General features: G+C 74.2%; 10 protein-coding genes. 3 read left to right on the forward strand and 7 right to left on the reverse strand.

The window, feature by feature from the left end; all coding sequences use genetic code 11:
- Positions 1–100 precede the first annotated feature (100 nt).
- Complete coding sequence (locus ACIRST_RS19230; protein WP_402803202.1) at positions 101–1,843, reverse strand: protein kinase; 1,743 nt, start codon at positions 1,841–1,843, stop codon at positions 101–103.
- A 161-nt stretch (positions 1,844–2,004) separates the two neighbouring features.
- Positions 2,005–3,135, reverse strand: coding sequence for a hypothetical protein (locus ACIRST_RS19235; RefSeq protein WP_402803203.1), 1,131 nt, complete (start codon positions 3,133–3,135; stop codon positions 2,005–2,007).
- A gap of 56 nt (positions 3,136–3,191) precedes the next feature.
- Here ACIRST_RS19235 and ACIRST_RS19240 point away from each other — a divergent pair, with 56 nt between their 5' ends.
- Positions 3,192–3,722 (forward strand): SHOCT domain-containing protein, encoded by a 531-nt coding sequence (locus ACIRST_RS19240; RefSeq protein WP_402803204.1) that lies wholly within the window; start codon positions 3,192–3,194, stop codon positions 3,720–3,722.
- 16 nt (positions 3,723–3,738) lie between these two features.
- Here the strand turns inward: ACIRST_RS19240 and ACIRST_RS19245 are convergent, their stop codons facing one another.
- Positions 3,739–5,754 (reverse strand): serine/threonine-protein kinase, encoded by a 2,016-nt coding sequence (locus ACIRST_RS19245; RefSeq protein WP_402803205.1) that lies wholly within the window; start codon positions 5,752–5,754, stop codon positions 3,739–3,741.
- Positions 5,755–6,006: 252 nt separating this feature from the next.
- Here ACIRST_RS19245 and ACIRST_RS19250 point away from each other — a divergent pair, with 252 nt between their 5' ends.
- A complete protein-coding gene (locus tag ACIRST_RS19250; protein ID WP_350519944.1) occupies positions 6,007–6,570 on the forward strand; it encodes a hypothetical protein in 564 nt (187 codons plus the stop codon).
- Positions 6,571–6,651: 81 nt separating this feature from the next.
- Here the strand turns inward: ACIRST_RS19250 and ACIRST_RS19255 are convergent, their stop codons facing one another.
- From ACIRST_RS19255 to ACIRST_RS19270, 4 genes are all read right to left on the reverse strand, one after another.
- Positions 6,652–7,779: a GuaB3 family IMP dehydrogenase-related protein gene (locus tag ACIRST_RS19255; RefSeq protein ID WP_350519943.1), complete on the reverse strand. Its 1,128-nt coding sequence runs from the start codon at positions 7,777–7,779 to the stop codon at positions 6,652–6,654.
- A gap of 170 nt (positions 7,780–7,949) precedes the next feature.
- The gene (gene guaB, locus ACIRST_RS19260; protein ID WP_350519942.1) at positions 7,950–9,452 is read right to left on the reverse strand and encodes an IMP dehydrogenase; all 1,503 of its coding nucleotides are present in this window, start codon (positions 9,450–9,452) and stop codon (positions 7,950–7,952) included.
- Between the two features lie 329 nt (positions 9,453–9,781).
- Entirely contained in the window at positions 9,782–10,507 is a 726-nt protein-coding gene (locus ACIRST_RS19265; RefSeq protein WP_350519941.1) for a sigma-70 family RNA polymerase sigma factor, read from the reverse strand.
- A gap of 332 nt (positions 10,508–10,839) precedes the next feature.
- Positions 10,840–11,451, reverse strand: coding sequence for a response regulator transcription factor (locus tag ACIRST_RS19270; protein ID WP_014136228.1), 612 nt, complete (start codon positions 11,449–11,451; stop codon positions 10,840–10,842).
- A 562-nt stretch (positions 11,452–12,013) separates the two neighbouring features.
- Between ACIRST_RS19270 and ACIRST_RS19275 the strand changes: the two genes are divergently transcribed.
- Complete coding sequence (locus ACIRST_RS19275; protein ID WP_350519940.1) at positions 12,014–12,340, forward strand: WhiB family transcriptional regulator; 327 nt, start codon at positions 12,014–12,016, stop codon at positions 12,338–12,340.
- Positions 12,341–12,371: the final 31 nt, after the last annotated feature.

The raw sequence follows: 12,371 nt of genomic DNA on the forward strand, positions 1-12,371 counted from the left end.
TCTGCCGCAGTCGGGCGAAAGCGGGGCGCTCCGCCCGTACCGCGTCCCGCTCGGCTCGTCGGCGGGCCGGCGGAGGGCACCAGCGGGTCGACGTGCGGCGTCAGCGGGTCGGCGTGAAGTAGTGGAGCACCGCGTTGAAGCGCTGCTCGGCCTCGTTCCACTCGTTGCCCTTCTCCGGGCTGGACGAGTAGATCGCGTAGCTGGTGCCGTCGTCGTCGATGAACTCCGCCTCGACCGCCCGCCGCCGGCCGCCGCCCTGGGCGGCGTAGCTGAACTCCCAGACGGCCGCCTCGTGGCCGTTGACCGCGACGGCGGTCAGCTTGTGCTGCTTGTAGTCCTTCAGCGACTTGGAGACGGTGCCCTCCATCTCCCGCATGTGCTCCAGCGGCTTGACCGACTGGCCGACGGTGACGGCGAACTGCAGGTAGTGCACCTTGTTGTCGGGGCTGTAGTAGATCTGGTTGTCGGACGTCGCGGAGCGCTGCCACACCGGGCTGCCCGAGGGCAGCGGGAAGCGGAAGCCGGCCGGGTCGTCGACCCAGTGGTAGCCGCCGGGCGCCGCCGGGGGGCTGGCGTCGCCGCTGGGCCCCGGTCCGGTCGACTCGGTCGGCGCGGTCGGCGCCGGGTCGTCGGGGCCGCCGCCCACCACGTACCGGGTGGCGCCGAAGGTGCCCGCGGCCGCGAGCAGGCCGACGGCCAGCGCGATGGCGACGATCCTCGCGGTGCTGCGGCGCTTGGCCGGGCCGCGCGCGGGCGTGACGGAGTGCGCCACCGGCGCGACGGGAGCGGTGTGCGCCTGCGAGGCGGCTGCCGCGCCCCCGGTGGTGTCCTGGACGGCGGGGGACGCCCCGACGGGGACACCGGCGGCCTGCGGCTCGGTCGGCCCCTCGGAGCCCGCCGGCGGAGCCTCCGCGGGCTCCGCGGGGCGCTCGCTGCGGTCCACCACCGGCACCGCCTGGGTGGGCGACCGCATCGGCGCGACGGCCTTGAAGCCGATCGTGTGCCCGGCCTGCACCTCGGCCAGCATCCGGGCCGCCTCGTCCGCGGTCGGACGGTCGGCCGGGTCCTTGGCCATCAGCGCGGCCAGCACCGGCCCGAGCGGCCCGGCCCGGCGCGACTCCGGCAGCGGCTCGTCGACCACCGCGGCCAGCGTGGTGATCGGCGAGTCCCGGCGGAACGGCGACTGGCCCTCGACCGCCGCGTACAGCGTCGCGCCGAGGCCCCACAGGTCGGAGGCCGGCCCGGGCCGCTGGCCCTGGGCGCGCTCCGGCGCCAGGTAGTCCGGCGAGCCGACCAGGTCGCCCGGCCGGGTCAGCTCGGTCGAGCCCTCGTACTTGGCGATCCCGAAGTCCAGCAGGACCACCCGCCCGGTGCCGCGCTCCAGCAGCACGTTGGCCGGCTTCACGTCCCGGTGCAGCACGCCCAGCTGGTGGCCGCGGTGCAGCGCCGCGAGCACCTGGCTGCCGACCTCGGCGGCGGCGCGCGGCTGCAGGGTGCCGTCCTGACTGATCACGTCGGCCAGCGAGCGTCCGTCGACCAGCTCCATGACGATCCACGGCCGGCCGTCCTGCTCCAGCACGTCGTGCACGGTGATCACGCCCGGGTGCTTGATCCGCGCGGCCGCGCTGGCCTCGCGCTTCATCCGGGTGTGCAGGATCTGCAGGTCCTCCTCGGGCAGGTGGTTGACGGTCAGCTCCTTGACCGCGACCTCGCGGTCGAGCATCCGGTCCCAGGCCCGCCAGACCGTGCCCATGCCGCCACGGCCGAGCCGCTCACCGAGCTCGTACCGCCCGGCGAGCAGCCGCTCCACCTCGGCCGCCTCCGGCCGGTCCTGCACACCCATCTGCGACCGCTCCCCCACACATTCCGCCAGCCGTCACCGCGACGGAGGGCCTGGTGCAGACCACTGTTCGAACAAATCCCACGCACACATTAGGCGTACCGCGCGGCCCCCGGTAATCACGCCCACCCCCCGGAGCGGGGCTGCCCGATCCGTCCGGGCCGTCAGCCTGCGAACATCACCACGGCGGCCATTCCCAGCGCCAGCAGGACGAAGACTCCCCCCACCAGCAACGGGCCGAGCAGGGCGGGTGGTATCCGCGGCGGTTTCGCGTCACCGCCGGACCGCTTTCCGGCGCCGCCGGCCGCGCCGGCCGCGCCGGCATTCCCGGTGTCCCCGGGGTTTCCACCCCGTCGGCCGCCGCGGCGCTTCCGCACCGGCACCAGCGGCGCCTCCGGCTTCAGCGTCACCGCCCGCGCCACCCGCTCCTCGTCCACCGGCTCCGGCGCGCCCGCCAGCAGCTCCGCCAGTTCGCGCCACACCGCCTCCGCGGTCGGCCGCAGCACCGGATCGGGCTGCAGCAGCCGCTCGACCAGCGGCCCCAGCGGCCCGCAGACCGCGGAGTGCTCGCGCCGCCCGTCCCGCACCGCGGTCACCAGCTCCGGCACGCCGCCCTCCGGGTACGGCGCGCGGCCGGTGACCAGCCGGTGCACCAGCACGCCGAGCGCCCAGCAGTCGCCCGCCGGGCCGCCGTCCAACGGCCAACGCTCCGCCACCGGGCCCACCAGGGTGGCCCGGACGTCGTACCGGCGCCGCCCGCCCGGCCCGCCGAGCTCCTCGGCCAGCGCCTCCTGCGCCACCCCGGCGAGCAGCCCGCCGAGCATCGCCGCGCCGTCCTCGCAGACCAGCACCGACTCCGCGGTCACGTTGCCGTGGGTGAGCCCGGCCGCGTGCAGCGCCCGCAGCGCGCCGGCCAGGTCCGCCGCCAACTCGGCCGCCCGGTACGGCGGTACCGGCCCGCCGACCAGCAGCTCGGCCGCCGTCTGCCCGGCCGGCCGTTCCTCGGCCGTCCACAGCGACTCACCGTCCACGAAGGCCCCGACCCCGCGCAGCAGCCGCGGGTGCGCGGCCGGCGCGGCCGAGCCGACCGCCGCCACCCGCCGCACCAGCCGGTCCGCCTGGGCGGGCGCCTCCTCCTCCGGGTCCTGACCGGCGGTCAGCAGGGCCGGCAGCTCCAGGGCGCGCAGCAGCACCGATTCGCCGGTCCGCTCGTCCACCGCGTGGGCGCGGAAGGGTTCGGGACGGTCCGTCAGCCGGTACCGTCCCGCCAGCAACTGCCCGGGGCCGCCTCGCATGCCAGTTCCTCTCGCTCACCGAGCAGCCTACTGAGCGGTTCCCCTACGCTCGGCCCATGGACTGGACCGATCTGATCGACACCGCCTTCACGGTGGCGGGGAACACCGACCGAGCCAACCGGGCGGAGGCCGTCCGCACGGTGGAGGCCGCCGTCGTCGACGGCGAGGAGCCGGTCGCCTCCACCGCCGGCCGCCACCCCGACCACTTCCGCAAGGGGGTGCTCGTACTGACCACCCACCGGCTGCTCTTCCTGAAGGACGGGAAGCCGCCGGTACCGGTTCCGCTCACCGCCGTCACCGGCGCCACCGTGAACCGCACCAAGCTCAACGGCGAGGTGCTGACGGTCGTCGCGCTGACCGGCTCGCACCGCTTCGAGGACGTGGCCAAGGCCGACGTCTTCGCCGAGCGGCTCCGGGAGTCCGCCCGGCTCGCCCGCACCGCCGCGGCGCCGGGGAAGCCGGCCGCCGCCGCGCCCTCCGACGGCGAGCAACTCGTCGGACAGCTGGAGCGGTTGGCCGCGCTGCGCGCGTCCGGGGCACTCACCGAGGACGAGTTCAGCCGGGCCAAGCAGCGCCTGATCGGCTGAACCCGCCTCCCGTGCGCTACGGCGCCGGCTGGAAGCTGTTGAAGACGACGTCCCGGACCGGGGCCTGCGCGGCCCACTCCGCGTCCGGGACGATCCAGTAGATCGAGTAGCCGTACTTGGCCGGGGTCCCGGTCACGAAGCCGCGGTTGAGCGAGTGCATCCTGGGCGTGCCGTTGGTCCACTCCCAGTCCGCCGCGTTGGTCCACTGCCGGTAGGTGATCGGCGCCAGGTTCAACCGCTGGTAGTTGGTCACCTGGCCGCGCACGTTGGGCTCGGACTCCTGCCAGTCGGCGACGGCGCTGGCGCCCGGCGTGGTCGTCCACTCGATCCGCAGCTGGCTGCCGTCGGCGGCGTTCTTGAAGATCCGCCGGTTGGCGTCGGACCCGGACGGCTGCAGCCAGTCCGGCAGGACGACCGAGAAGCCGCTCGGGTCCTTGTACTCGTGGTACCCGGCCGGCACCGCGCCGCCCGGAGCGGGCTGCGCCGGGGCCGGGGCGGGTGCCTGCGACTGCGCCGGAGCCGCCGGCGTGGTGGCGGCGGGCTGCGCGGGCGCCGGAGCGGGGACCGCGGGCGTGGCGGCCCCGGCGCCCGGTGTCCCGGTGGCCGTGGCGGCGGGCGCGGGTGCGGACGCGGGCGGCGCCGCGCTCTCGCCCGGCGCGGCGTCCGTGGTCGTCGCCACCGGCGAGCCGGACCCGGCGCCGTGGGTGGACGCGCCCTTGGCGCTGCCGTTCCCACCGCCGACGGCCTGGAGCACCGCGACCACTCCCGCGATCAGCAGCAGCACCACGATCACGGTGGCGATGGCCAGCCGCCGCCGGCCGGTGCGCGGGTTCGCCCCGGCGGCCTGCGTCGCGCCCATCGTCCACTCGCTGGTCACCGGCCGGATCGGCTCGGGCGCCGGCTCCGCCGCCTTCGCGGCGGGCTCCGCCACGGCGGCCGCGGGCGGCTCCTCGTCCCGGGCCCGGCTGCCCACCCGGACCGTCCCCAGCAGCCCGCCCACGGGCCGCTTCCGGCCCTCCTCGGGCTTCTCCGGCTCCGGCTCCGGCTCCGGCTTCGGCTCCGGCTTCGGCTCGCTCGCGGGCTCCGCCCCGGATCCGGCCTCCGGCTCGGTCCTCGGCCCGGCCGCGGACTTCGTCCCCGGCGCGACGGCCGGCTGCTCCACCGGCATCGCGTACTCGGTGGTCGACTCGGACTTCACGGTCGCCTCCGCGACCACCCGCTTGAGCATCGACCGGGTCTGCGTGGCGTCCAGCCGCTCGGCCGGGTCCTTCTCCAGCAGCCCCTCGATCACCGGCAGCAGCGGCCCGGCGTTCACCGGCGTGGCCAGGTCCTCGGTCATCACCGCGGTCAGTGTGGCCAGGGCCGAGCCGCGGTCGTACGGCGGCCGCCCCTCGACCATCGCGTACAGCGTGCCGCCCAGCGACCACAGGTCTGCCGGCGGCCCGGGCTTCTGCCCGCGGGCCCGCTCCGGGGATATGTACGAGGGCGCGCCGACCAGCATGCCGGTGGAGGTGACGGAGGCGTCGCCCTCGACGCTGGCGATGCCGAAGTCGGTCAGCACGACCCGGCCGTCATCGCCGATCAGCACGTTGGACGGCTTGACGTCCCGGTGCAGGATGCCCAGCGCGTGCGCGGCGATCAGCACCCCCAGCACGTCCAGCGCGATCTCGGCGGCCCGGCCGGGCGCGAGCGGCCCGTCCTCGCGGATGACGTCGGCCAGCGAGCGGGACTCGACCAGCTCCATGACGATCCACGGCCGGTCGTCCTCGTCGACGACGTCGAAGACGGTGACCGCGGAGTTGTGCCGGATCCGTGCGGTCGCCTTGGCCTCGCGCAGCGTCCGGACGATCAGCCGGTGCTTCTCCTCCTCCTCGACGCTGGCGTTCATCCGCAGTTCCTTGACCGCGACGGTCCGGCCCAGCATCTCGTCCTCGGCGCGCCAGACGGTGCCCATGCCACCGCGTCCGAGCACGCCGTTCAGCCGGTAGCGGCCGGCCAGGAGGCGGCCGGTGGAACCCTGCGCCTGGGTCATTCGGAACGTTCCCCCATGTGCTGCTGGCGGTCGTGGTGACGGCGTGTCGGACCGGCCGGGCCCGAACGCCCAAGCCTCCATCATCCCCTGTCCCGGTGGCTCCGGACCACCCGCCCCCCGTCCCAAGCCGGGACGAACCGGAACCGGTGCGGCGCTCCGTGCCCGATCTGTGATCGAAAACTCGCCAAGATCCGTTCGAATCACTGCTACCGTTCGGCAGCTCATCGTCTTTTCCGGGGGGATTCGGCGCCCATGACCGCACCCGCACCGGGCGCTGACGGCCCATCGCCCCGGCCGCACACCGCCCAGCACTACTCGGTCGCACCCGCACCGGCCTCCCCCGAAGGCTACGTGGTGCCCGGCATGCCCGGCGCCCCGGTGGCCGGGTACGACCCCGTCGCCCCCGCGGCCCGGACCGCCCCCCGCCGCCGCACCGCCGCGGCCGTCGCCCTCGCCGTCCTCGCCATGCTGCTCGGCGGCCTGGCCTACGGCTGCGCCCCGCTGCGGGCCGCCGACAGCCTCGGCTGGCTGGCCATCGCCCAGGCCGGAGTGGTGGCCCTCCCGCTCGGCCGGCTCGGCGGCCGCAACCGGCTGCTCCCGCCGCTCGGCGCCCTCCTCGCAGCCGGTGCGCTCCTCCTCGGTCAGCTGGCCGAACACCTCCGCCTGGTGGACGCCGACGGCCCCGGCCCGCGCGGCCTCCTGCACGACGCCCTGGCCGGCTGGCGCGCCGACCTGCGCCCGCTCGACGCCGCCTTCTACGCCATCGCCCTCATCGGCGGCTTCCTCCTCACCCGCCGCACGGCCGACCGCAGTTGACGCCCCGCCGACGACCGGGAAGCCCCCGGACAGCCCGAAGGCCCCCGCCGTGCTCGGCGGGGGCCTTCGTCAGCCGACGGCTCAGCGGTGGTCGAGCGCCGGGTTGACCGTCACCTCGACGCGCTGGAACTCCTTGAGCTCCGTGTAGCCGGTGGTGGCCATCGCACGGCGCAGCGCACCGAACAGGTTCATGGTGCCGTCCGGGGTGTGCGACGGACCGGTCAGGATCTCCTCGGTGGTGCCGACCGTGCCGAGGTCCACCCGCTTGCCGCGCGGCAGCTCCTCGTGGACGGCCTCCATGCCCCAGTGGAAGCCCTTGCCCGGGGCGTCGGTGGCGCGGGCCAGCGCGGCACCGATCATCACGGCGTCGGCGCCGCAGGCGACGGCCTTCGGGATGTCGCCGCTGTAGCCGACGCCACCGTCCGCGATCACGTGCACGTAGCGGCCGCCGGACTCGTCCATGTAGTCGCGGCGCGCGGCCGCCACGTCGGCGACGGCGGTGGCCATCGGCACCTGGATGCCGAGCACGTTGCGGGTGGTGTGGGCGGCGCCGCCGCCGAAGCCCACGAGCACGCCGGCCGCGCCGGTCCGCATCAGGTGCAGCGCCGCGGTGTACGTGGCGCAGCCGCCGACGATCACCGGGACGTCCAGCTCGTAGATGAACTGCTTGAGGTTGAGCGGCTCGGCGGCGCTGGAGACGTGCTCGGCCGAGACGGTGGTGCCGCGGATGACGAAGACGTCGACGCCGGCGTCCACCACGGCCTTGGAGAACTCGGCGGTGCGCTGCGGGGAGAGCGCGGCGGCGGTGACCACGCCGGAGTCGCGGACCTCCTGGATCCGCTGCTTGATCAGCTCGGCGCGGATCGGCGCGGCGTAGATCTCCTGCAGCCGACGGGTCGCGGTGGCCTCGTCGGTGATCGCGGAGATCTCGTCGAGCAGCGGCTGCGGGTCCTCGTAGCGGGTCCAGAGGCCTTCGAGGTTCAGCACGCCCAGGCCGCCGAGGCGGCCGATGGCGATGGCCTGCTGCGGCGAGACCACGCTGTCCATCGGGGCGGCCAGGAACGGCAGCTCGAAGCGGTAGGCGTCGATCTGCCAGGCGATCGAGACCTCCTTCGGGTCCCGGGTACGGCGGCTGGGGACGACGGCGATGTCGTCGAAGGCGTACGCCCGGCGGCCGCGCTTGCCTCGCCCGATCTCGATCTCGGTCACTTCGAGCCCTTCTGCTGTGTTGCTGTGCCCGCCGGGTCACCCCGGCCGCACCCCAGTATCCCGTACTACCGGCGGCCGCGCCCCGACGGCCCGCTCCCCGGACGCGCCGGAGGGGCCCGCCGCTGCGCTGCAGCGACGGGCCCCTCGGTGGCTCGGGTGGTGCGGACCGGTCAGCGGGTCGAGTAGTTCGGCGCCTCGACGGTCATCTGGATGTCGTGCGGGTGGCTCTCCTTGAGGCCCGCCGAGGTGATCCGGACGAAGCGGCCCTTGCTCTCCATCTCGGCGATGGTGCCGGCGCCGACGTAGCCCATGGTCTGGCGCAGGCCGCCGACCAGCTGGTGCAGCACGGCCGACAGCGGGCCGCGGTACTGCACCTGGCCCTCGATGCCCTCGGGGACGAGCTTGTCGTCCGAGGCCACCTCGGCCTGGAAGTAGCGGTCCTTGGAGTACGAGCGGCCCTGGCCGCGGGACTGCATGGCGCCCAGCGAACCCATGCCGCGGTAGGACTTGAACTGCTTGCCGTTGATGAACAGCAGCTCGCCCGGGGACTCCTCGCAGCCGGCCAGCAGCGAGCCGAGCATCACGGTGTCGGCACCGGCGGCCAGCGCCTTGCCGATGTCGCCCGAGTACTGCAGGCCGCCGTCACCGATGACCGGCACGCCGGCCTCGCGGCAGGCCAGGGCGGCCTCGTAGATGGCGGTGATCTGCGGGACGCCGATGCCGGCGACCACGCGGGTGGTGCAGATGGAGCCGGGGCCGACGCCGACCTTGACGCCGTCCACGCCGGCGTCGATCAGCGCCTGGGCGCCGTCACGGGTGGCGACGTTGCCGCCGACCACGTCGACGCCCACGGCCGACTTGATCTTGGCGATCCAGGCCAGCGCGTTGTGGCTGTGGCCGTGCGAGGTGTCGACCACCAGGAAGTCCACGCCGGCCTCGACCAGGGCCTGGGCCCGGTCGAACGCCTCGGCGCTGGCGCCGACGGCGGCACCGACCAGCAGCCGGCCCTCGGCGTCCTTGGCGGCGTTCGGGTACTGCTCGGCCTTGACGAAGTCCTTGACGGTGATGAGGCCCTTGATCCGGCCCTCGTCGTCGACCAGCGGCAGCTTCTCGATCTTGTGGCGGCGCAGCAGCGCCATCGCGTCGACGCCGGAGATGCCGACCTTGCCGGTGATCAGCGGCATCGGGGTCATGATCTCGCGGACCTGGCGGCTGCGGTCCGACTCGAAGGCCATGTCGCGGTTGGTGACGATGCCGAGCAGCTTGCCCGCCTCGTCGGCGATCGGCACGCCGGAGATGCGGAACTTGGCGCACAGCGCGTCGGCCTCGGCCAGCGTGGTGTCCGGGCCGACCGTGATCGGGTCGGTGACCATGCCGGACTCGGAGCGCTTCACCAGGTCGACCTGGTTGGCCTGGTCCTCGACGGACAGGTTGCGGTGCAGCACGCCGACGCCACCCTGGCGCGCCATCGCGATGGCCATCCGCGACTCGGTCACCTTGTCCATCGCCGCGGAGAGCAGCGGGATGTTGACGCGGACGTTCCGGGAGACCCGCGAGGAGGTGTCCACCTGGTTCGGCAGCACCTCGGAGGCCCCGGGCAGCAGCAGGACGTCATCGAACGTGAGCCCGAGCATGGCGAACTTCTCGGGTACGCCTGCGGCGTTGTAAGACATTTGGGGGGTACCTTCCGTGGCCGGCCTTATCCGCTCACGCCCTGAGGGTGGGGGCGCATTCATCGCTCACTCGCGCAGACCGCCGAAAGCCGGGCGCAATAGGAGGATCCTCCAAGGGGACCCCGCGCGCACCCGTGAAACTTTGGCAACCCGCCCAGGCGCCGATACCCCATGGTACTGGCACCGCGAATGTGTCCTCGTGTGCCCTTGACAACAACCCCGCCCGCTGCCTGATTCCGCCTGATTCCGTCCCGCCCGCGGAGCCCCGCCGAGCGGGCACGCCCCGCAACGGCCGAGGTCACGCGCCCCGCAACGGCCGAGGCCAGGGGTCAGGAGGACTCCTCCGCGAGGGCCCGCAGCCGACTGAGCGCCCGGTGCTGGGCCACCCTGACGGCGCCCGGGGACATTCCGAGCACCTCGCCGGTCTCCTCCGCCGACAGCCCGGCGGCCACCCTCAGCAGCACCAGCTCGCGCTGACGGGCCGGCAGGTTGGACAGCAGCTCCTTCGCCCAGGCCGCGTCGCTGCTCAGCAGCGCCTGCTCCTCCGGGCCGAGCGCCTCGTCCGGCACCTCCGGCAGGTCGTCCTGCGGGACGACGGTCGACCCCGGCCCGCGCATCGCGGCCCGCTGCAGGTCGGCGATCTTGTGCGCGGCGATGCCGTACACGAAGGCCTCGAACGGCCGCCCCTGGTCCTTGTACCGGGGCAGCGCGCAGAGCACCGCGACGCAGACCTCCTGCGCGACGTCGTCCACGTGGTGCCGGGCTCCGCCGGGCAGTCGCACGAGCCTGGCACGGCAGTACCGCAGCGCCAGCGGGTGGACGTAGGCGAGCAGGGCGTCGATCGCCGGGCCCTCGCCGCGCACGGCCGCCGCGACCAGCTCGCCCACCAGCGGCGAGCCGCCCGTACCGAGCACCGGAGGACGGCCCGGTCCGCGGTCGGCGCCGGAGCCGTCCGGACCGCCGGGATCGGCGTACGACGGATCGTGACCCGGACCGGAGGGCTCGCCCTCCACCGGGTCCGCCTGGCCGGCCGCGCCGGCGACGTCGTCGCGCATCGGTCCATGGTGCCTGGTCGAGCGGGAAAACGCGGCACCGCGTCCGGAGTTGTGCACCGGAACGTTATGCGCTGCCGCACCGTGGGGCGTGCCGCGCACCACCGGCCCCTCCTGCACCGTGCCGCCTCCCGCCCCGCCGTCGGTGGTCCCGTCCGTCGCGCCGTCCGCCGAGTGTCCTGCGGCCGCGCGGTTCGCCGCAGTGCCTGTCCGCTGGTCCCCGAGGTGCTCCACTCCTCCATGGTGCAACCTCGGGACCGTGACGTCACACACCTGTGCGGTACCCGCCACGGGGATCACCGGTGGCGCGCCGCACCCGGCGGCGCCGCCGGTGGTCAGCGGACCAGGCCCCAGCGGAAACCCAGCGCCACCGCGTGCGCGCGGTCGGAGGCCCCGAGCTTCTTGAACAGCCGTCGGGCGTGGGTCTTGACGGTGTCCTCGGACAGGAACAGCTCGCGCCCGATCTCGGCGTTGCTGCGGCCGTGGCTCATGCCCTCCAGCACCTGGATCTCACGCGCCGTCAGGGTCGGCGCGGCACCCATGTCGGGGCTGCGCAGGCGGCGCGGGGCGAGCCGCCAGGTCGGGTCGGCGAGGGCCTGGGTGACGGTGGCCCGCAGCTCGGCGCGCGAGGCGTCCTTGTGCAGGTACCCGCGGGCGCCCGCGGCCACCGCGAGCGCGACACCGTCGAGGTCCTCGGCGACGGTGAGCATGATGATCCGCGCGCCCGGGTCGGCGGACAGCAGCCGCCGGACCGTCTCGACCCCGCCGAGGCCGGGCATCCGGACGTCCATCAGAACGAGATCGGAGCGGTCGGCCACCCAGCGGCGGAGGACCTCCTCCCCGTTCGTCGCGGTGGTGACCCGGTCCACACCGGGTACGGTCGCGACCGCGCGGCGAAGCGCCTCGCGGGCGAGCGGGGAATCGTCGCAAACGAGAACGGAAGTCATGACCGTCGTCCTCCGCAGCTGATCCGCGTCACGTTGAGCCTCCTGGCTGGTACGAACCTCTCCGACACGGCCGATCGGCGACAGACTCCGTGCTGATCGCCCCAACCTGCCCGCGATCGTTCCCGACGTCCGGCGCCCGCTAACCGCCTCCGCACTTCCAACGACCGTCACTCGAATGAGTTACGGCCTTCGGGGCCATCTCCACCACTGTACGTGGCCAACCCATTACCGATCAGCCGCATCGCGGTGCACACGCCGCACTTTTCCGCAGCTCGCGCGCGGTCGGCGTACGACCCGCACACCGATTCGGCATGTCGTGCGCCCGTCGGCCACCCGATTGCCACGCCCGCGCCCGCCGAGGACCCTTGCCCACTTTGCCCGTTTTTATAGCTTTCGTATGGTCATTGACTGTTGTGCCAGTGTGTGGGTGACTTGTCCATGGAGTTGCCTTAAGTCATATTTCCAGGTGTCCACACCAGTGCATCGAAGCCCCGCCGTATCGCTCGGCAGCAGCCCGCCGAGCGCCCGGCCGACGGCCGACGGCCTCTGAAGGGAATGAGCCATGGCAGATTTCTCCCGCCTCCCCGGTCCCAACGCGGACCTCTGGGACTGGCAGCTCTCCGCAGCCTGCCGCGGCGTGGACAGCTCGCTCTTCTTCCACCCCGAGGGCGAGCGCGGGGCCGCGCGCAGTTCGCGCGAGGCCAGCGCCAAGGAGGTCTGCATGCGCTGCCCGGTGATCGCCGAGTGCGCCGCGCACGCGCTGGCGGTCCGCGAACCGTACGGAGTCTGGGGCGGGATGACCGAGGACGAGCGCGAGGAGATGCTGGGACGCTCGCGGCACCGGCTGGTGGAGGTCCCGCTGACCCCGCCCGCGGTCGCGCAGCGCTAGACCCGCCTCCGCGACGCGCCGTGAAGAAACG

The sequence above is a fragment of the Kitasatospora sp. NPDC101447 genome, from assembly GCF_044767225.1.
Taxonomy (GTDB): Bacteria; Actinomycetota; Actinomycetes; order Streptomycetales; family Streptomycetaceae; genus Kitasatospora.